Annotated in this window: 19 protein-coding genes; 6 read left to right on the top strand and 13 right to left on the bottom strand. The window is 55.4% G+C overall.

Going from position 1 to position 19166, the window contains the following annotated elements:
- Positions 1 to 60: 60 nt before the first annotated feature.
- Positions 61 to 1305: a serine/threonine protein kinase gene (locus ACXJGX_RS07895; protein WP_474780327.1), complete on the top strand. Its 1245-nt coding sequence runs from the start codon at positions 61 to 63 to the stop codon at positions 1303 to 1305.
- An 18-nt stretch (positions 1306 to 1323) separates the two neighbouring features.
- Here the strand turns inward: ACXJGX_RS07895 and ACXJGX_RS07890 are convergent, their stop codons facing one another.
- Positions 1324 to 1905, bottom strand: a complete 582-nt coding sequence (locus ACXJGX_RS07890; protein WP_474780325.1) for a L,D-transpeptidase — start codon at positions 1903 to 1905, stop codon at positions 1324 to 1326.
- Positions 1906 to 2063: 158 nt separating this feature from the next.
- Between ACXJGX_RS07890 and dalA the strand changes: the two genes are divergently transcribed.
- Positions 2064 to 2609 carry a divisome-associated lipoprotein DalA gene (gene dalA, locus ACXJGX_RS07885; protein WP_474780323.1) on the top strand — a complete coding sequence of 182 codons (546 nt, stop codon included), beginning with the start codon at positions 2064 to 2066 and terminating at the stop codon, positions 2607 to 2609.
- On the opposite strand, the gene ACXJGX_RS07880 is transcribed toward dalA, so the two are convergent.
- From ACXJGX_RS07880 to hslO, 7 genes are all read right to left on the bottom strand, one after another.
- A complete protein-coding gene (locus ACXJGX_RS07880; protein ID WP_474780321.1) occupies positions 2606 to 3094 on the bottom strand; it encodes a L,D-transpeptidase family protein in 489 nt (162 codons plus the stop codon). The genes dalA and ACXJGX_RS07880 overlap by 4 nt on opposite strands.
- A gap of 88 nt (positions 3095 to 3182) precedes the next feature.
- Entirely contained in the window at positions 3183 to 4385 is a 1203-nt protein-coding gene (locus ACXJGX_RS07875; protein ID WP_474780319.1) for a class I SAM-dependent RNA methyltransferase, read from the bottom strand.
- On the bottom strand, positions 4386 to 6218 hold the full coding sequence (locus ACXJGX_RS07870) for an ABC transporter ATP-binding protein (protein WP_474780317.1): 1833 nt from the start codon (positions 6216 to 6218) through the stop codon (positions 4386 to 4388). It lies immediately after the preceding gene.
- Positions 6215 to 8062 carry an ABC transporter ATP-binding protein gene (locus tag ACXJGX_RS07865; protein ID WP_474780315.1) on the bottom strand — a complete coding sequence of 616 codons (1848 nt, stop codon included), beginning with the start codon at positions 8060 to 8062 and terminating at the stop codon, positions 6215 to 6217. The genes ACXJGX_RS07870 and ACXJGX_RS07865 overlap by 4 nt, the downstream gene beginning before the upstream one ends.
- 58 nt (positions 8063 to 8120) lie before the next feature.
- On the bottom strand, positions 8121 to 9254 hold the full coding sequence (locus ACXJGX_RS07860; protein WP_474780313.1) for a CCA tRNA nucleotidyltransferase: 1134 nt from the start codon (positions 9252 to 9254) through the stop codon (positions 8121 to 8123).
- The gene (locus ACXJGX_RS07855) at positions 9251 to 9835 is read right to left on the bottom strand and encodes a CoA pyrophosphatase (protein WP_474780311.1); all 585 of its coding nucleotides are present in this window, start codon (positions 9833 to 9835) and stop codon (positions 9251 to 9253) included. Before ACXJGX_RS07855 ends, ACXJGX_RS07860 begins: the two co-directional genes overlap by 4 nt.
- Positions 9828 to 10820: an Hsp33 family molecular chaperone HslO gene (gene hslO / locus ACXJGX_RS07850; RefSeq protein WP_474780309.1), complete on the bottom strand. Its 993-nt coding sequence runs from the start codon at positions 10818 to 10820 to the stop codon at positions 9828 to 9830. The genes ACXJGX_RS07855 and hslO overlap by 8 nt, the downstream gene beginning before the upstream one ends.
- 79 nt (positions 10821 to 10899) lie before the next feature.
- Here hslO and ACXJGX_RS07845 point away from each other — a divergent pair, with 79 nt between their 5' ends.
- The 3 genes from ACXJGX_RS07845 (at position 10900) to ACXJGX_RS07835 (ending at position 13078) form a co-directional block, all read left to right on the top strand.
- Complete coding sequence (locus ACXJGX_RS07845; RefSeq protein WP_474780307.1) at positions 10900 to 11334, top strand: NUDIX domain-containing protein; 435 nt, start codon at positions 10900 to 10902, stop codon at positions 11332 to 11334.
- Between the two features lie 242 nt (positions 11335 to 11576).
- Positions 11577 to 12794, top strand: a complete 1218-nt coding sequence (locus ACXJGX_RS07840; protein ID WP_474780305.1) for an argininosuccinate synthase — start codon at positions 11577 to 11579, stop codon at positions 12792 to 12794.
- Positions 12791 to 13078 (top strand): SCP2 sterol-binding domain-containing protein, encoded by a 288-nt coding sequence (locus ACXJGX_RS07835; RefSeq protein ID WP_474780303.1) that lies wholly within the window; start codon positions 12791 to 12793, stop codon positions 13076 to 13078. The genes ACXJGX_RS07840 and ACXJGX_RS07835 overlap by 4 nt, the downstream gene beginning before the upstream one ends.
- 82 nt (positions 13079 to 13160) lie before the next feature.
- Here the strand turns inward: ACXJGX_RS07835 and ACXJGX_RS07830 are convergent, their stop codons facing one another.
- The 3 genes from ACXJGX_RS07830 to ACXJGX_RS07820 all read right to left on the bottom strand — a co-directional run bounded on the left by ACXJGX_RS07830 (position 13161) and on the right by ACXJGX_RS07820 (position 15256).
- Complete coding sequence (locus ACXJGX_RS07830; RefSeq protein ID WP_474780301.1) at positions 13161 to 13577, bottom strand: DUF7282 domain-containing protein; 417 nt, start codon at positions 13575 to 13577, stop codon at positions 13161 to 13163.
- An 84-nt stretch (positions 13578 to 13661) separates the two neighbouring features.
- Positions 13662 to 14360 (bottom strand): sulfotransferase-like domain-containing protein, encoded by a 699-nt coding sequence (locus ACXJGX_RS07825; RefSeq protein WP_474780299.1) that lies wholly within the window; start codon positions 14358 to 14360, stop codon positions 13662 to 13664.
- Positions 14357 to 15256: a D-amino acid aminotransferase gene (locus tag ACXJGX_RS07820; RefSeq protein ID WP_474780297.1), complete on the bottom strand. Its 900-nt coding sequence runs from the start codon at positions 15254 to 15256 to the stop codon at positions 14357 to 14359. Before ACXJGX_RS07820 ends, ACXJGX_RS07825 begins: the two co-directional genes overlap by 4 nt.
- Positions 15257 to 15388: 132 nt before the next feature.
- Here ACXJGX_RS07820 and msrA point away from each other — a divergent pair, with 132 nt between their 5' ends.
- A complete protein-coding gene (msrA, locus tag ACXJGX_RS07815) occupies positions 15389 to 16015 on the top strand; it encodes a peptide-methionine (S)-S-oxide reductase MsrA (protein WP_474780295.1) in 627 nt (208 codons plus the stop codon).
- Here the strand turns inward: msrA and ACXJGX_RS07810 are convergent.
- Together ACXJGX_RS07810 and ACXJGX_RS07805 are read right to left on the bottom strand one after the other, a co-directional pair.
- Positions 16012 to 16878, bottom strand: a complete 867-nt coding sequence (locus tag ACXJGX_RS07810; protein ID WP_474780293.1) for a ribokinase — start codon at positions 16876 to 16878, stop codon at positions 16012 to 16014. The genes msrA and ACXJGX_RS07810 overlap by 4 nt on opposite strands.
- The gene (locus tag ACXJGX_RS07805; protein WP_474780291.1) at positions 16878 to 19133 is read right to left on the bottom strand and encodes an NADP-dependent malic enzyme; all 2256 of its coding nucleotides are present in this window, start codon (positions 19131 to 19133) and stop codon (positions 16878 to 16880) included. The genes ACXJGX_RS07810 and ACXJGX_RS07805 overlap by 1 nt, the downstream gene beginning before the upstream one ends.
- Positions 19134 to 19166: the final 33 nt, after the last annotated feature.

Here is a 19166-nt window from a genome sequence, read left to right as displayed (position 1 = left end):
TGCCTTGGTTTGTTATTTTGTGTTTATTGCATCATTTTCGATGCTTAGGTTTGGTGAAAGATGACTGCTGCTGCGCCAGAGGCAAAAAGAAGACGCTCCTCCAACCAAGGTGAGGCACTTCCAAACGGAACTCCGCTGTTAGGGGACCAGTTCACGATTCAGCAGCGCCTTGGCAATGGCGGGTTTGGCATTACCTATCTTGCCGAAGACAACTATCTTGAACGCAGTGTCGTCATCAAAGAATGCTATCCAGAGGTGTTTTGCCTTCGCGACGAAAAGAACGTCTTTGTTCGGTCTGAATCGCATTACAAAAAATACCGCTCGATCGTCGAAATGTTCATGCGAGAAGCGCGCACTATCGCGAAAATGCGGCACCCTAACATTGTCGGCGTCCACCGTGTTTTCGAAGAAAACGAAACCGCCTATATGGTGCTGGACCTGATTTCCGGGCGTGACCTTCTGGATATTATCAAAGATCCCGATCAGACGCTTAGACCAAAGCAAGTGAAAAATATCATGATCAAGCTGCTTGATGCAGTTGATTTGGTCCACCGACAGGATTTGTTGCACCGCGATATTTCACCAGACAACATTCTGTTGGACAAATGGGGAAGTCCGGTCCTGATCGACTTTGGCGCTGCACGCGAAGAAGCCAGTCGCGAGACACGCGAATTATCTGCCGTATTGGTCGTAAAAGACGGGTATTCACCGCAAGAATTCTATTTTGCAGGCGGAAAGCAGGCACCAAGCAGCGATCTATATGCCTTGGGTGCTACTTTTTATCATCTGATTTCCGGAAATCCGCCGCCAAACAGCCAAACACGGATGGCTGAATTTGCAAGCAATAACCCCGACCCCTGCGAACCTCTCGCAGGGAGGTTCGATGAATATGACGCCCCGTTTTTGGCCGCCATCGACAAAGCAATGAGCGTGCTTCCAAAAGACCGTATTCAGTCCGCACGCGAATGGCTCGATATCATTGATGGCGCCCAAGAGCGGATTCGCCCGCTTATCCTGAAGCAAAGCAATAATTTAGGCCAGGTCCTGACCCGCCTCGTTTCTGAAACGAATGAATACGTGCTTAATTCACAACCACTCGAATCAACGCGCAAACAACCTGTGGTCGAAGCACCAAAGAAAACCGTCCCGAAGTGGGTCGAAGAATTTAACGAAGAAACATCGCGATCGCATGAACGTGCCAAAACAAAACCACGGTCTGTGCCGGTATATTCTCCGCCGCCTGTTTATCAGGAACGTCAAAAATCACGCGTGTGGTTATGGCTGCGGCAGCGGTTCAGCACCTAGGCTGAACCGCAGATTGCCTTAAATCAACAGAACCTGCGTGCCGACTTTGGTGTAATCGAACAACTCTGAAATGTGTTCGTTAAACAGGCCAACACATCCGTTTGACGACCGCCGTCCAATTTTGCGCGTATCGTGAGTGCCGTGAATCCGGTAATACTGCCAAGACAACCAAAGAGCGTGTGTTCCCAATGGGTTATCTGGACCGGGGCCGATAAATTCTGGCCATTCTGGATTGCGTTCACGCATCGATGGGGTTGGTGACCAGCTTGGACCAACAACCTTTCGGATAATTTCCGTGCGGCCTTTGCGGGTTAGATCATCGGTCAGCGGCACACTTGTCGGGAATAGCTTATAGATCGACTGATCCTCGGACCAGTAATGCAGCGTGCGCGACTGTATATCGACCAAGACCGCGCCGTTTGTCAGGTTGCTAAAATAGGGCTGCCAGTCAAGTGACCGGAAGCTTGCAACATTGCGTTGAACCCCCTGCGAGATATCGCTTTCGATTTCAGTCGAATTGGCGGTCTGCGCAACGGCCCCTGTGCCGATCACAGCCGCTGTTGCCGCCATAAATCCGCGACGTGACAGGTCATTATTCATTGCAGTCTCCAGGACATGTTTCATTTTCGGATTATAATGTGTCTCTCGTGCCACCGCAATTCAAACAAATGTCAGGACGCGGTTCACACGCGAATGTGCGTTTGAAGTGTCGCGCGCCGTTAGATAAAGAGAGATCAGGTAAATGAGGCGGATGATCTATGTTAAGACGTGAAGTGATCCTTGGACTTGCTGCGATGGGCCTGGCCGCATGTGAACCCGCGCGAAATCTCGGACCTGACGGGCTTCCGCTACCAACCGCCTATCAGATCAACCCTGGCGACGCTGCTGCGATTCAGTTTCGGATGCTCGACAGCGTTAACGCATTGCGCGCCAAGGCGGGTGTCGCCCCTGTGCAACTGAATTCGCAGCTCAACGCTGCTGCGGCAACACATGCACGCGATATGTCGGTACAAAACCGCCCCTGGTTGTTCGGGTCTGACGGTTCAAGCCCACTTGACCGCGCAATTCGCGCGGGCTTTTCCGGCAGACTTTTGGGCGAAAACATCTCTGAATCCTATGAGACGGAACTACAGACCCTCGCGGCGTGGATGGAACAGAACGACACGCGCGCAGTGATTCTTGATCCAACCGCGCGCTATATGGGTTTTGCGTGGCACCAAGAACCCGCAGGCAAGCTGTGGTGGTGCATGAACATGGGCAGCGATCCCGCGATGTCGCGTCCAATCACGGGTGCTGGATTCTAGGCGTACAGCGTGATGAGGGTGCCCGTGTTCACCATGGCGTAAACTTCGTCCATTTCTTTGTTTGAAACGGCGATGCAGCCCCACGTCCAATCACGCTGACCCACCCAAGGGTCGGGCGTGCCATGGATGAATATATCCCCGCCTGGTTTCAAACCAAGGCTACGCGCATGTGCCACGTCATTGGTGTTTGGATACGAAATACCCAACGATAGGTGATAACGGCTGTTGGGATTGCGTCGGTTAATCAGATACGCGCCTTCTGGCGTGCGTCCATCGCCTTCAAATTCTTTGTGGCCCTCTGGCGCAAATCCCAATTCAAACTTGTATTCGCGCAAAAGCTGGTTGTTGCTTAACAACTGCATCCGTCGCGCGCCTTTAAACACCTGAATACGGGTCACTTCTGGCCCGGTGTATACGGTTGGTCCTGCCGCGCAGCCGGCCAAGCCCGCTGCAGCGCCAATCATCACTGATCGTCTTGTTATCATTTTACTGCCTACTGTCCCGGTCTATGCCGTTTTGCTGGAATTTAGCCGGAAATTGTGGCAAAAGGTAGAAGAACTTGACAGTAATCGCTCATTTTCGCGTGAAAGGTGCGACAATTTCGACATGGGGCGACCAGCGGAATTGATCCACTGTCTGCACCCAAGGCATATCAAACCCCGCGTCAATCAGCGTTTTGGCGTCGCGGGCAAAAGTGATCGGGTTACATGACACCATCGCGATCGTTTTGACGTTCGAATTAGCCAACGCCGCAATCTGAGCTTCGGCACCCGCACGCGGAGGATCAATGACCGCAGCATCGAAATGGCGCAGCTCGTCTGGCTCAAGCGGGCGACGGAACAAATCGCGGGTTTCGGTAGTGACTTTGCGCAGCTGATGCCCCTCGCGCCAGCCGCGGTTCAAGGCATCCATCATATCCGCCTCACCTTCCACGGCGTGTACCTCTGCGCGTTTGGCCAGTGGCAGGGCAAATGTGCCGCAACCCGCAAACAGATCAACGATCCGATGTGCCTTGGCAGTAATCCGTTCAACAGCCGCCAGCAGCGCGGCCTCGCCGTGTTTTGTGGCTTGCAGAAATGCACCGGGGGGTGGGGTAACTTTGGTCCCGCCGAAATCTTGATATGGCGGGTTGATTGTCACGACAGGTTCGTCGTTCCAAACAAGGCGTGACAGACCATGTTGATTGGCAAACACCGCCAGCTCGAGCCGCAGTTGCGGTGTGAGGTCTTTGTCAGTTTCGACCAGCACGTCAGCACCCAACGCGCCATCGGTCACGGTAAGGTCAATTTCACCTTTGCGCGAACAGGCCATCACTGTCAGGTCTTCAAGGGCCGGAAAGACCGTCAGCAATGCCGGGGTTAACAGTTGGCAATCAGGAACGGCAACCAACGTGTGCGACGCCTTGCCGTGAAATCCGACCATCGCGCCCTTCTTGGTACGCCGACCAGACAGCTTGGCGCGGCGCCGTGACTGCGCAGGTGATGTAAGGACAGGCAGATATTCAGTTTCGATACGGTGGGCGTGGACCGCCTTTTTCACAATATCCAGCTTCCAGTCCGCGACAAAGGCATCAGTCGCGTGTTGCATGGCGCAGCCACCGCAGGTTTTGAAATGCCGACAGGGCGGCGCAACGCGGTCAACGGACGGCGTGATGATGCGTAATGTGCCGTCTTGGGCCACTTCGACCTCTTCGCCGGGCAGAACGCGCGGCAGCAAAGACCGCCCATCGGATGCGCGCCCCATGCCCAGATGTGTCAGGCTTTCAATTGTTAGCATTTATTCCGCCGCATCTTTTACGTTGATAAAACCACCCGACTGCCGATCCCAATAGCGCGCATAAAGCCCACCCATTGCCAGCAAGTCATCGTGCGTTCCTTGTTCAACTATACGCCCCGCGTCAAGCACGATGATCCGGTCCATCTGTGCCAATGTCGACAAGCGGTGCGCAATCGCGATCACAGTTTTGCCATCCATAATAGTGTCTAACGCAGACTGAATCGCTGCTTCTACCTCGGAATCAAGCGCGCTTGTTGCTTCGTCCAGCACCAAAATGGGCGCGTCTTTTAAAATGGCGCGCGCGATGGCAAGCCGCTGGCGTTGGCCGCCTGACAGCTTCACGCCGCGTTCGCCCAGATGCGCGTCATATCCTTTGCGACCCTTGTGATCGACAAGGTGCTGGATGAATTCATGCGCCTCGGCCTTTTTCGCGGCAGCTTCAATTTCTTCCATTGTGGCATCAGGTTTACCGTAGCGGATGTTGTCCACGGCTGACCGGTTAAACATCGCTGTTTCCTGCGTCACCATCGCGATCTGGCGGCGCAGGCTTTCTTGTGTTACATCGCGCACATCCTGACCGTCGATCAACACCGCGCCTTCTTCGGTGTCATATAGGCGCAACAACAACGCAACCAACGTGGATTTGCCCGCGCCGGACGCCCCGACCAGTCCCAGCTTTTCGCCGGGATGCACTGTCAGGTTCACGTGGTCCAACCCACCGGGTCCGCCGCCATAGCGAAAACTGACATCGCGCAGGCTGATCGCCCCCTGATCGGCCGTCAAAACCGTCGCATCTGGTGCATCTGACAACGTGTGTGCCGGGCTTAGCGTGTGCATTGCATCCTCTAGTTCGCCAACGTTGGCGTACATGCCCATCAGCGTGAAGCTCACCCAGCCCGTCATTTGCGATAACCGCAGCGAAATCGCGCCAGCGGCAGCGATATCCCCCGCTGTTGCAGCGCCCTGTGACCAAAAATACAGCGTTGTTCCCACCAAAAGGATCGGCAAAAGCCCACCCAATGTCATCAACCAAAACCGGAACGACGCAGACAGCCACCCGTAATGCACGGCCGTTCCGCGAAAATTTTCCATCGCATCGATCGCCGCACGGTCTTCGAAATCATCGTGGGCGAACAGCTTTACGGTTTTGATGTTGGTGATCGTGTCGACCACCTGTCCGGTGACCATCGCCCGCGTCGCCGCACGCGCCTTGGACCGAAGCCGGATACGCGGCATAAAATAACGGATCATCCCGATGTAAGCGACCACCCACAGCGTCAATAAGCCGGCCGACCGCACATCCATCGTCAGCAACATCACGATAGATCCGACCAGCGACGCAAGCGCAAAGGCCACGGTGTGGATCATGTCCACCATCAGATCCGTCGCGGCGCGCGCTGCTTGCATCTGCTTTTGCGCAATACGTCCGGCAAAGTCGTTGTCAAAGAACGTGACTGACTGCCCCAATGAATGGCGGTGAAGCCGTGACAAAATAAGATTGCCCAGCGCGGGGGCCATGGTGACGTTCTGCAAAAGCCCTGCCGCCCCTAAAACCACAGGTCGCAAAACAACAAAAAACAACGTCACGCCGATCAGCAAAACCATGTTGTTTGAAAAATATTGATCTGCCTGCGTATTCAGCGCCGCATCGATAACCCATCCCAACATCAGTGCGGTCAGCACCTCAAGAACACCGGCCAAAGCAGACACTATTCCAGCGAAACTGACTACTTTTAGGCTGCCGCGAATGCACCAATGCAGGAACGGCAGCAACCGATGCGGCGGTGGGCCGTCAGCGGGTTCTAGCGGATCGATCCAGTCTGCAACGCTCATTTCGTATCCTGTTCATCTTGGCCCAGAAACCCGCCTGATTGGCGCGCCCAAAACCGTGCGTATTGTCCGTTTGCCGCCAACAATGTCTCGTGGCTACCGTCTTCGATGATCGTGCCCTGATCCATCACAATAATCCGGTCCATCTGCGCGATGGTGGATAACCTGTGCGCAATGGCGACCACCGTTTTGCCCTGCATCATCCCGTATAGCGTCTTCTGAATCGCCGCCTCGACCTCACTATCTAGGGCGCTGGTGGCTTCATCCAACAGAAGGATTGGCGCATCCTTTAAAATAACGCGCGCCAAGGCGATACGCTGTCGCTGCCCACCGGACAATTTCACACCCCGTTCACCAACGCGGGCATCATATCCGGTGTTACCTTCGCTATCTTCCAGCCCAAGGATAAAATCATGCGCTTCCGCCTTTTGTGCGGCGGCAATCATTTCGTCTTCAGTCGCCTGTGGTTGCCCATAAACGATGTTTTCACGCACAGATCGGTGCAAAAGCGCGGAATCCTGCTGCACCATGCCGATCGATTGGCGCAGGCTTTCTTGGCTCACGCTTTTGATATCTTGGCCGTCAATTGTAATCTGGCCTTTTTCAGAGTCGTAAAACCGCAAGAGCAATTTCACCAAGGTCGATTTACCGGCACCTGACTGACCGACCAGTCCAACCTTTTCTCCTGCCTCGATCGTCAGGTTAATCGCACTAAGACCGCCGTGTTTTTTACCGTAATGATGCGACACATCGCGAATACCGATCTGGCCTGCCGAAATTTCCAGCGCGTGCGCACCACTTTCGTCAAGCAATGTAGTGGGCTGCGCGATCGTTTTCATGCCCTCCGACACCACGCCCAGTTCGCGAAAGAAATTGCTGACGGCCCACATGATCCAGCCGGACATCGCGTTCAGGCGCAGCGCAAGCGACGTGGCCACGGCCACAACACCAACCGTTGCAACGCCTTGCATCCAAAGATAAATGGCCCAACCGACGACGCCTACGATCAAGACGCCGTTCAACAGCATCAACGCAACATCCATGATTGTATAAAGCCGCATTTCAATTTGGAACGTCCGCCTCGCCTCTTCGATCGCGTCCTTGGCATAGGCCACTTCACGGTCATGAAGCGCAAACATTTTGACCGAATGAATGTTGGTATAGCTATCCACGACGCGGCCGGTGACCGCACTACGCGCATTTGATGCCGCCTCGGATGCGGGCCCGATCCGCGCGACAACCCAGCGCAATAAGACCAGATAGGGGATCAGCCACACTAAAAGCGGCACAATCAACCAGATATCGGCCTGACCCAGCAAAACAGCCGCAGCAACCAGATAGGCCACCGCAAATGTCAGCGCGTCAAACAGTTGAAACACGACCTCGCCGGCGGCGGGTGGCGTTTGCATGATCCGGTTGGCGATACGACCCGCAAAGTCATTTTCAAACCAACCCACAGATTGCCGCAAAACATGTTTATGCGCCCGCCAACGCACCAGCGTGGCAAAGTTCGGTAAAATCGTGTTGTTCAGCATCATGACTTGCAGCACGTGTACCGCAGGCCGCAGCGTCAACACAAAGATCGCCACAAGAATAAGTTCGGCACCGCTACGCGCCCAAACTTCGGCAGGGGTCCCGCCCGACAGAATATCCACCAATCGGCCCAAATAGCCCAGCAGCCAGATTTCGACGCAAGCAATGGCAATGGACAGTGCCCCAGTCACCCAGAACACACGCATGAACGGTTCCGCGTACTGACGCAGAAACGGATAGAGCCGCGTTGGCGGTGTGTCGGTCTCCTGATACGTGGTATAGGGATCGACAAGACCTTCGAAAAATCGAAACATGGACATGCCTTTAGGGGGTTACAGGCAAGTCATAGCAAGGTTTCCGTCAAAGGAAAACCTACGGCAGTAGCTCTGCCTTTGTTAGCGTAAAACCGGACGCGATCCATCGCGCCTCTGCCTGCTTCAGGGCAGCACCCAGCGCAGCACCCTGCAGGGCTGGCATGAGATCGGCAGCTTTCAACGGGAACACTTGGTCAGCGGCGGATTTGGCAGCTTTCGCCATGTTAGTGTCTATTTCCTGACCCAAGCACGCCGACATCACGGCCATCGCATCAAGTGCGGCCCGTGACCCTAACCGGTATCCCATCACTGCCGGGCTTTGTTGACTGCGCATCTGTTCCAATTGCGTCGCCTGCGCATTTGACAGCTTCAATCCGCTGATATCACCACCCAAGACGGCCAGTCGCCTGATCGGATCAGGGGCAAGCCCGGCTTGTTCCTCAACGTGAACCAAAACAGCCAGTGTCGTTGCTTGCGCACCCGGCAGTATTTGCGCCAAACCGCCCGTCGCAGCCATTGATGCCACAGCTGGTGCAGGATCAGGGGCGGCCAACAGCTTTAGCAGCTCTGCGGTCACGCGTTCTGCCGATAGGTTTTGCAAACCTTCGACATTCGCGGCGCACGCGGCAAGCGCATCGGGGTCAGGACCCACCTCAGCATTGCCATACCACGCGTAAAATCGAAAATAGCGCAGGATCCGCAGATAATCCTCTTTGATCCGACGATCCGCGTCTTCGATAAAGCGCACGCGCCCCGCGTACAAATCGGGCAACCCCCCCAACGGATCCACCACAACACCATCCGCACCGACATAGAGGGCATTCATCGTAAAATCACGGCGGCGGGCGTCATCAGTCATGTTGTCGGCAAAAGCGACGGTCGCGCGACGGCCATCTGTGGCCACATCGCGGCGGAACGTCGTCACCTCAAAAGACTGGTTTTCGGCAAGAATAGTGACTGTTCCATGGTCGATACCAGTGGGGATAACCTTGAATCCAGCCGTCTTGGCAAGGCGCGATACAACATCAGGGTGCGCATCGGTCGTCATATCAAAATCGGCCACCCGCGCGCCCAACAGTGTGTTCCGCACACAGCCGCCCACGAACCACGCTTGATACCCCGCGTCGGTCAAAGTCGCACAGGCCCGCTGTACGATCGGGTCGGACAACCAAGGCGCGGTTATTTTGGTCACCGCATGGTCTCCGCGAGTTCACGCAAAATACGCGCGGTCGCACCCCAAATGTAATAAGGGCCATAAGGAACCGTATAGTATTCCCGACGTTGACCGCGCCAATGCCGACCTTCGATGCGATAATTCTCTGGCTTTATCAAATGTGCGAGCGGCACTTCGAATACCTCGGAAACCTCTCCGGCCTCTGGGATTGGATCGTAATCCGCTTTCAGTATCGCCAAAATCGGGGTCATCGCATACCCCGTTACCGTTTGATGTGTCGGCAGGACGCCTAACACATCAACACATGCGGCAGGCAGGCCAATTTCTTCGTGGGCTTCGCGTAACGCTGCATCAATCAGCGTCGCATCGGTCGGGTCTTTTTTCCCACCCGGGAAAGCGATCTGGCCTGGATGATGTTTCAACCTGGCAGAGCGTTTCGTCAGGATAACAGTGTCTAACACAGGGCGAACCGCAATAAGCACTGCTGCGGAAGTACGGGACAATTGCGCGGGCATAATGCCCTTATTAAGGTCAAAGTCAGAGGATGCGCTGCCAGTTCTGGTCAGCGCATCCAACAGTCTTTGGCGTAGATCAGGCACCGTTTTCCTGCGCTTCAAATCCCAAGGTCGCGGGATCAAACGAATAATGCGCCCCGCAGAACTGGCAATCTGCCGTTACAGTACCGTCGTCGCGGGTCATGGTGCCGATGTCTTTGGCCGAATAGATCGACAGGCTTTGGCGCACGCGGTCTTCGGAACACGTACAACCAAACGTCACAGGTTGCGCATCAAAGACGCGCGGCTTTTCTTCGTGGAACAGGCGCACCAACAGGTCCGTCGGCGTCACGCTTGGCCCGATCAATTCGATATCTTCAACCGTGTCCAGCAGCGCGTTGACCCGCGTCCAGTTTTCACCTTCGTCTTCGGTCAGGATGTCCATCGCGTCCAGCAATCCGCCTTCGCCCGATCCGCCGTCACCAGCGGCAAATGGCGATGCCTTAGGCATATGCTGCAACATCACGCCCCCAGCGCGCCAATGCGCATTTTCACCCGGGACTTGCGACTGCCCGAATGTCAGCGAAAACCGCGTCGGCAACTGTTCCGACTGTGCAAAATACGCCTCGGCGCAGGATGAAATCGAGCCACCAGCAGTTGGCGTGATCCCTTGGTAGGGTGTCATATCTTCGCCTTGGTGAATCAACACGCCGAAATAGCCGTTCCCGATTTGGCTAAACGGGTCGGCGGCCAGATCAATGGTGTCTTTGTCGTAGGACGCATAGGCGCGGATGCGCGCGGGCGCACCGTCATCTGTCGGGCCATAGTAATCGGTCGCGATCAACCGCACAGGACCATCGCCGCGCAGCTGCAACGACAATCTCCAGCGCAATTTGATCGTTTGACCGATCAACGCCGTCAGCAGTGCCATTTCCGCGATCATCCCTTCGACCATCGGCGGATAGTCATGCTGTGCAAGCACCTGTTCCAGCACGCCATCAAGGCGCGCCACCCGTCCGCGAATATCGGAGGCGTCAAGTTGGAACGGCAGGACGGTATCGTCCCATGCGATCTTTGCGCTAAGGGTCATGGGGTTTCCTTACATGTCAGGAATTGGCATACCGCGCCTATATAGTCAGGACAAGCCACGGTCCAAGGGGTAGATTGCAATGAAACGCTACGGCGACAGTCCAAAACGGGGTCAACCCTATACCTTGCGCCCCGGCGCCTATGCGATTTTACCCCGTGATGGTCAGCTTTTGCTCACATATCAGGCGGCACCACATTTCGAATTTCAACTGCCCGGCGGCGGCATTGACCCGGGTGAAAGCCCGATTCAGGCCCTGCACCGTGAAGTGTTCGAAGAAACCGGCTGGCGGATCGCCAAACCGCTGCGGCTGGGCGCATTTCGCCGGTTTGTGTTTATGCCCGAATACGGCATACACGCCGAAAAAATCTGCCACATCTACCTTGCGCGCCCCATCCGCCCGCACGGCCCGCCCCGCGAGGCAGGTCATACGGCTGTTTGGCTGAACCCCCGCGAAGCAAAGCAGCAACTGGCGAACGAAGGTGACGTGGCCTTTGTTGCCAGTTTAATTCACTAGCGGACGCCCGCCGCTTTCCTGAACTATGGCCAAAGCGATATCCTGATCGCCTGCCCGAAACTGCCAAAAATCATGGCAAATGCGGGCGGGATCACCTGAAAAACCACTGATAGTTCCCTTTTTTGACGCCTCGCACCGTCGCGGGATGCATCATGGTGTCCGTCTACGGCGCAAACCTTGCTCTGTCCTTAGAAAACAGGTATCGCGCGGGGGATTATAGCTCTGACACAAAGGCCCCTCGCATGACCGCTCCGAAAAAAGTTGTTCTCGCCTATTCTGGTGGCCTCGATACATCGATCATTCTGAAGTGGCTTCAGACGGAATACGGGTGCGAGGTCGTGACCTTTACTGCTGATCTTGGTCAGGGCGAAGAACTTGAACCTGCCCGTGCCAAGGCCGAAATGATGGGCGCAAGCGCCATCTATATCGAAGACCTGCGCGAAGAATTCGTGCGCGACTTCGTGTTCCCGATGTTCCGCGCCAACGCATTATACGAAGGCCTGTATCTGCTGGGCACATCCATCGCCCGCCCGCTGATTTCCAAGCGTCTGGTTGAAATCGCCGCTGCCGAAGGTGCCGATGCGGTGGCCCACGGCGCGACAGGCAAAGGCAATGATCAGGTCCGGTTCGAACTGGCCGCCTATGCGCTGAACCCTGAAATCAAAGTGATCGCACCGTGGCGTGAATGGGATCTGACCAGCCGGACCCGTCTGTTGGAGTTCGCCGAGAAAAACCAGATTCCCGTCGCCAAAGACAAACGCGGCGAGGCACCGTTCAGCGTGGATGCCAACCTGCTGCATACCTCGTCTGAAGGTAAGGTGTTGGAAAACCCCGCCGACGAGGCACCAGAATACGTCTACCAGCGGACCGTCGCCCCGGAAGATGCGCCAAACACACCAGAGATGGTCGAGATTACCTTTGAAAAAGGTGACGCGGTCGCTATCAATGGCGAGGCAATGTCGCCCGCAACGATCCTGACCAAACTGAACGAACTTGGCGGCAAGCACGGTGTTGGCCGTCTTGATCTGGTGGAAAACCGTTTTGTTGGGATGAAATCGCGCGGTATCTATGAAACACCCGGCGGCACTGTCCTGCTCGAGGCGCACCGCGGCATCGAACAAATCACGCTGGATTCCGGTGCTGGCCACCTGAAGGACAGCATCATGCCACGCTACGCGGAACTGATCTATAACGGTTTCTGGTTCTCGCCTGAACGCGAAATGCTGCAAGCCCTGATCGACAAATCGCAAGAGCACGTGAGCGGCACCGTGCGTGTGAAACTTTATAAAGGCTCTGCCAGCACGGTTGCACGCTGGTCTGACCACAGCCTGTATTCCGAGGCCCACGTAACCTTTGAAGAAGACGCTGGCGCCTACGATCAAACCGACGCCCAAGGCTTTATCCAGTTGAACGCACTGCGGTTGAAACTGTTGGCCGCACGGAACCGCCGCACCAAATGACGATGGAAGAAATCACGGCCCTGCTGCAACGCGGGGTCGATCATGCGCCGCTAAAGGGCAGTTTGAAATTTGATTGCGGGGAAGACGGTGTTGTTGTTCTGGAAAACAATACCGCCACCAATCTTGATCGTGCGACAGACTGCACGATCAAGATCTCGCGGCCGAACCTCACCAAACTCGTTAAAGGTCAATTAAACCCGATGACGGGTGTCATGACCGGTAAACTCAAGGTTTCTGGCGATGCACGGATCGCACTGAAACTTGGGGAACTTCTTAAATCTTAGTTACATGCCCCCTTGGCGCGAGAGAGAACAAGAACACCAAGGGGACATGCGCCACCAAAAGGTGGCTTCCGGGGGCTCGGAATTATTCGGCGGTGATTGTCGCCATGACCAATTGACCATCGATACGGATCGGGCCGTCTTCTTTGGCGCCAAGCGTGTATTCAAAGCCACCTGTGGTCATGCCGCCAGCTTCTGAATGCACCATCAACATCAGCATTTCGCCAACGGCAACATCTTCGGTCAGGATCGCGGCAACATCAGTGTTTTCACCTGCGCGCAGCGGAGCATATCCGACCACTGGACCTGGCTTCATTTCCATGTCCGTGCGGTGGACAACCATCCAACCGTTTTCGCCAGCGACAACCATTTCGGCAGACACGACACCGTTTGACACGTCTTGGTTTGCAGCCATCACGCTGGGTGCAGGGGCGTGGCCGGCAGCCATCGCGACGGTTGCGGATGCGGAAAGAGCGAGAGCGGCGATTGTTGTCAGTTTCATATGTGTAACTCCTTTGGGTTCGCACCCGTTTTTGGGTGATCTGCCAGAAACCACGCAGGCGGCGACAAAAGAGTTTCAGTTATTTCAAATTTTTTTTGCAGCCAACATTTCATAGTACGGCAACGCGACCTCAGACAACTCTGCAGCACGCCCTGACAACGGGGGCAATGGACCCTCAGCGCCCATAAAGCACGTGCTTTGGTGAACCGCATTATACCAATGCGATGCCCAGATACCGTCTTGTATACGTGGGCCAGCGGGCCATGACAGCATGGCGGGATCAAATTCTAAATCAATTGCAGCGCATAGCTTGTTTAACATCTGGTGCGGGTCGGCGCGTATATCTGCGCTATCGATAACAATTCCACCCAGTTGGTTGAATAAATTTGCCTGCTGCCGAAACCCGATGTCGTCTTCGGTGATTTCAGCGCGCTTGGCGCCGTAACTGGCGATGACGCGTGCCGGGTGCCGGATCAGGTGGACATTGACGCAGTCGTTGGCCCAATCCAACGGCATGCCATCAATCATGTGATGCGGCATGTGCTTCATATAAAAATTTGGCTTTCCATTCGGAATAGCGGCTAAACAGCGTGCCGCAACCTTGGCTGGATCAGTTTCGTGCGTCGCAACAATTTCATCGCGCATCGGATGATCCAAACCCGTCGCCGCAAGATACGGTGCATAAAATGGTTCATCCCAAACCGCAAAATCGGCACGGTTGCCAAAGCTGTACATCATCGCGGTCGACAAATTCCGCGGGCCGGACCACATCGCAATTCTCATGACCGGCCCACCAAATCTTTGTATAGCGCGCGCAGGCGGGTCGTGATCGGCCCCAGTTCGCCCGTGCCAATTATCCGCCCGTCAATGGTGCTAACGGGTGTTTGTGCACCAAAGGTTCCCGTCAGAAACGCCTCGTCCGCTGAATATGTGTCAACCAAGCTAAAATTACGCTCATATACGGGGATGTCATTGGCGCGGCATAGGTCGATCACCTTTTGACGTGTAATCCCGTTCATACAATAGTCGCCGGTACTGGTCCAAACAGCGCCCTTTTTCACGATAAAAAAGTTACAGGCGTTGGTCGTGTTCACGAAACCATGCACATCCAACATCAGCGCCTCGTCCGCGCCTGCCTTTTGCGCGGCGATGCAAGCGAGTATGCAGTTCAGCTTGGAGTGACTGTTCAGTTTCGGGTCTTGGGTCATGGGTAGCCCGCGCTGGTGCGGGACGGTGGCCAACGTGATGGGGCGTGGAATTTTGGGCTTTGAATGCTCCATGATAATCACAAAGGTCGGACCTTGTTGCGACAAACTGGGGTGCTGAAACGGGCGGGTTTTGACCCCGCGCGTGACCATCAACCGCGCATGGGCGTCTGTCGTCATTTCATTGGCATTTTGTGTGTCTAACAAGGCAGAAATGACGCCTTTTCTGTCCAGTCCGATATCCATATCAACGGCTTTTGCGGCCTCGAACAATCGGTCCATATGTTCGTCTAGGAACGCCCAGTTACCATCATATAACCGCAGCCCCTCCCACACACCGTCCCCCAACATAAAACCGCTGTCATAGACGCTGACGGTCGCTTGGGCTTTGGGCACGATCCGACCGTTAAGGTAGATCAGGATATCGTCGTTGCGTGTATCTTCGGCGGCTTGGTGCGTGGTGACTTCGGTCATGGTGGGCTCCTTCATCGGTACGCTAGGACAGCCCGCGAAATGTTCCAATAGGTAAACAGCGCGTGAGAAAGCGCCTGCAACGTTGTGTTGCGCGGCCTTGCCGGCAAAAATACCCGCAAGGAGAACCACATCATGTTCAGATCTTTGATTGCCGCTATGCTGTTACTGCCGCTTGCCCAAATGGCGATCGCCCGCGATATCCAAACTGCCGTCATCGCTGGTGGCTGTTTCTGGTGTGTCGAAAGCGATTTTGAAAAAGTTGAAGGCGTGCAAGACGTGGTTTCCGGCTATACCGGTGGTACGACCACAAATCCCACCTATGAAACCATCAAAGGGTCCGGCCACTACGAGGCTGTCCAAATCACCTATGACGCCGAGGTCGTCAGTTATGATCAGCTGCTGTATCTGTTTTTCCGGTCCGTCGATCCAACGGATGCGGGCGGACAATTCTGTGACCGTGGCGACAGCTATCGCACCGCCATTTTCGTGTCTAACACAGGTGAAAACGCATCTGCCGAAGCCGCAAAAGCCGCAGCCCAGCGCGATCTGGGTCAGCAGATTGTAACGCCAATTTTGCAGGCTGGCCCATTTTACCCTGCCGAGGCTTATCATCAGGACTACTACCTTGGGCAGTCCATTGTTTTGACCAGGCGCGGCCCAAAACGCCAAACTGAGGCATACGCGTTCTATCGCAATTCCTGCGGCCGTGATCAGCGCGTATCCGCACTTTGGGGCGCTGCTGCGCCTTTCACCCATTAGGGATCAAAGGCGATCACCTCGGCCAAATCAGGTATCACGTCTGCCGTGCCGTGACGGGTAACCATCAGCGCGCCTGCTTTGGTCGCAAGTGTGATCGCGTCTTGCATCGACGCGCCCCGATCCAACGATGCCAGAACATAACCGGTAAAGGTATCACCGGCCCCCGTGGTATCGACTGGTTCAACTTTTATCGCGTCAAAGTGTTGTTTTCCTTGGCTTCCGTACCAATCAGCACCATCCGCGCCCAAGGTCACAATCACGTCTTTCACAGGCAAATCATCCGGGGATTGCCCTGTCGCCGCTTGTAACTGCGCGGCCTCGACTGCGTTCAAAATCAGAAAATCGAGATAGGGTAAAACGGCGATTACCCGATCCGCATCGAAAGGGGCCGCCGCATACGCAACCTTCAGCCCCATCTTTTTGCCCATGCTGGCGGCAGTCCGCTGCAGGTTCGTTTCATTCTGCAAAACCAGCCAGTCACCTGTCTGCGCCTCGGCCATTGCGGTCTGCAGTGTCGTCTGCGGAATTTCGACATTTGCGCCAGGATGCAGGACAATCGCATTCTCGCCATGCGGGTCGACCATGATAATGGCTTGGGCGGTATCAGTGTCTAACATTGCTATATTACGGGTATCGACGCCATATTCCAACAGACGTCCGACCACCCACGCACCATCCGTTCCGACAGCACCAATATGGTTTACATGTGCAGCAGCACGGGCCGCCGCGACCGACATATTGGCCCCCTTCCCACCCAGGAACGTTTCCCGCCCCGTTGATGCAAGCGTTTCACCCGGCGCCAGTATGTGCGGCACAGAATAGACGATATCAACGTTGATAGAGCCCAGATTCCAAATTGCCATCAGTCGATCCTACAGGCGGCGATGACCGCCATGTTTAAAATATCGTTGACGGTCGATACCGTCGAACAAATCTGCACCGGCTTACCAACCCCGGACAGGATCGGGCCAATCACCGTTGCCCCCGCCATTTCCTGCATCAGCTTAACCGAAATAGACGCTGAATGCCGCGCAGGCACCACCAACACGTTTGCAGGGCCTGTCAGCCGCGAAAACGGATAGTTTTCCTGCGCTTTGACGTTCAGTGCCACGTCCACTGTCATTTCGCCTTCATATTCAAAGTCGACGTTGCGACCATCAAGAACACTGGCGGCTTTGTGCATTTTTTCGGCCCGCTCAGACACCGGATAGCCAAAGGTCGAGAACGATAAAAACGCCACGCGTGGATCAAGCCCCAAATCGCGGGCCACAGACGCGCCGCGTTCCGCAATGTCGGCCAGATCCTGTTCATCGGGCCATTCGTGGACCAAGGTATCAGTGATCAGCACGATCCGACCTTTGTTCAGCACCGCTGTAACCCCAACCGCGCCATCATGCGGTTGTGCGTCGAAAACGTGGTTGATCAGTTCCAGAACATGCGCCGATTTGCGTGTCGCGCCAGTGACCATCCCGTCGGCATGTCCGTGTGCGACCATCAACGCCGCGAACACATGGCGGTCGCGCGCAGCAAGGCGGTGGATGTCCTGTCCATCAAAACCCTTGCGTTGCAGGCGTTTGTCCAAAAACTCTTTGTACGTATCAAGGTGAATTGTATTCGCCGCGTTCACAATCGTCAGTTCGCCGACAGCATCTGCCAACCCTTCCGCGGTCAGCTTTTCCTTTACATCTGCCGCACGGCCAACAACCAACGCCTTCCCAAGGCCGGACCGCTGGTACAGCACTGCAGCGCGTAACACGCGTGAATCGTCACCCTCGGCAAATACCACGGTCGATTGGTTCGCCCGCGCCCGCGCGTTCAGGCTCCGCAGGATGGACGCGGTTGGGTCCATACGACCCTTCAGCGATGCCTCATAAGCATCCATATCAACAATTGGTCGCCGCGCGACGCCAGTTTTCATCCCCGCAACGGCAACAGCGGTCGGGATACGGTGAATCAACCGTGGATCGAACGGCGTTGGGATAATGTAATCGCGCCCAAACGTGAGTTTTTTTCCGTAAGCCAACGCAACCTCGTCAGGCACATCTTCGCGCGCCAGCGCGGCCAACGCCTCTGCGCAGGCGATTTTCATCTCGTCGTTAATGGCGCGGGCATGGATATCAAGCGCGCCACGAAACAGGTAGGGGAAGCCCAGCACGTTGTTGACCTGATTGGGGTAATCGCTGCGCCCGGTGGCCACGATCGCATCCTCACGGACGGCGTGCGCCTCTTCTGGGGTGATTTCGGGGTCGGGGTTCGCCATCGCGAAAATAACCGGGTTTGGCGCCATGCTGGCAACCATATCTTGGGTCACCGCGCCCTTGGCGCTGACGCCAAGGAACACATCACAATCGCGCATTGCCTCTTCAAGGGTGCGGGCATCGGTGTGGGCCGCATGGGCAGATTTCCATTGGTTCATACCTTCGGTACGACCTTGATAAATCACGCCTTTCGTATCGCACATAATACAATTGTCATGGGTTGCGCCCATGGATTTCAGCAGTTCAAGACAGGCAATCCCGGCAGCGCCAGCCCCGTTCAGCACAATTTTCACATCGGCGATCTTTTTGCCTGACAGGTGCAGTGCGTTCAGCAAACCGGCCGCACAAATCACCGCTGTGCCGTGCTGATCATCGTGAAAAACAGGGATATCCATTTCTTCTTTGAGGCGCTGTTCGATAATAAAGCATTCCGGCGCCTTGATATCCTCAAGGTTAATCCCGCCAAAGGTCGGCCCCATCAGCCGCACGGCGTTGCAAAACGCATCCGGGTCTTCGGTATCCAGTTCGATATCAATCGAATTCACATCGGCAAAGCGTTTGAAAAGCACTGATTTGCCTTCCATCACGGGTTTCGATGCCAGCGCACCCAAGTTGCCAAGACCCAGAACGGCCGTACCGTTGGAAATCACCGCGACCAGATTGCCTTTGTTCGTGTAATCATAGGCCGTCGCGGGGTTGGCGTGGATTTCTTCGCAAGGGATCGCAACACCGGGAGAATAGGCCAACGATAGATCGCGCTGCGTGGTCATCGGCACCGTCGCCTGAATTTCCCACTTTCCGGGATTGGGATGCATGTGGAATTGCAGCGCATCCTCGCGTGTCATTTTCGTCTTGGCCATTCTATTCCCCCTCTTTGGTTCAACAGTCATAGC

The sequence above is a fragment of the Yoonia sp. SWMV100 genome, from assembly GCF_056108365.1.
Note: the sequence above shows the minus strand (reverse complement) of the source record. Positions and strands in the feature narration are given on the sequence as shown.

Excerpts from the sequence above, each read along its gene's own strand:
- ACXJGX_RS07895 (WP_474780327.1), top strand. The coding sequence starts at position 61 with ATGACTGCTGCTGCGCCAGAGGCAAAAAGAAGACGCTCCTCCAACCAA.
- ACXJGX_RS07890 (WP_474780325.1), bottom strand. The coding sequence starts at position 1,905 with ATGAATAATGACCTGTCACGTCGCGGATTTATGGCGGCAACAGCGGCT.
- dalA (WP_474780323.1), top strand. The coding sequence starts at position 2,064 with ATGTTAAGACGTGAAGTGATCCTTGGACTTGCTGCGATGGGCCTGGCC.
- ACXJGX_RS07880 (WP_474780321.1), bottom strand. The coding sequence starts at position 3,094 with ATGATAACAAGACGATCAGTGATGATTGGCGCTGCAGCGGGCTTGGCC.
- ACXJGX_RS07875 (WP_474780319.1), bottom strand. The coding sequence starts at position 4,385 with ATGCTAACAATTGAAAGCCTGACACATCTGGGCATGGGGCGCGCATCC.
- ACXJGX_RS07870 (WP_474780317.1), bottom strand. The coding sequence starts at position 6,218 with ATGAGCGTTGCAGACTGGATCGATCCGCTAGAACCCGCTGACGGCCCA.
- ACXJGX_RS07865 (WP_474780315.1), bottom strand. The coding sequence starts at position 8,062 with ATGTTTCGATTTTTCGAAGGTCTTGTCGATCCCTATACCACGTATCAG.
- hslO (WP_474780309.1), bottom strand. The coding sequence starts at position 10,820 with ATGACCCTTAGCGCAAAGATCGCATGGGACGATACCGTCCTGCCGTTC.
- ACXJGX_RS07845 (WP_474780307.1), top strand. The coding sequence starts at position 10,900 with ATGAAACGCTACGGCGACAGTCCAAAACGGGGTCAACCCTATACCTTG.
- ACXJGX_RS07840 (WP_474780305.1), top strand. The coding sequence starts at position 11,577 with ATGACCGCTCCGAAAAAAGTTGTTCTCGCCTATTCTGGTGGCCTCGAT.
- ACXJGX_RS07835 (WP_474780303.1), top strand. The coding sequence starts at position 12,791 with ATGACGATGGAAGAAATCACGGCCCTGCTGCAACGCGGGGTCGATCAT.
- ACXJGX_RS07830 (WP_474780301.1), bottom strand. The coding sequence starts at position 13,577 with ATGAAACTGACAACAATCGCCGCTCTCGCTCTTTCCGCATCCGCAACC.
- ACXJGX_RS07825 (WP_474780299.1), bottom strand. The coding sequence starts at position 14,360 with ATGAGAATTGCGATGTGGTCCGGCCCGCGGAATTTGTCGACCGCGATG.
- ACXJGX_RS07820 (WP_474780297.1), bottom strand. The coding sequence starts at position 15,256 with ATGACCGAAGTCACCACGCACCAAGCCGCCGAAGATACACGCAACGAC.
- msrA (WP_474780295.1), top strand. The coding sequence starts at position 15,389 with ATGTTCAGATCTTTGATTGCCGCTATGCTGTTACTGCCGCTTGCCCAA.
- ACXJGX_RS07810 (WP_474780293.1), bottom strand. The coding sequence starts at position 16,878 with ATGGCAATTTGGAATCTGGGCTCTATCAACGTTGATATCGTCTATTCT.
- ACXJGX_RS07805 (WP_474780291.1), bottom strand. The coding sequence starts at position 19,133 with ATGGCCAAGACGAAAATGACACGCGAGGATGCGCTGCAATTCCACATG.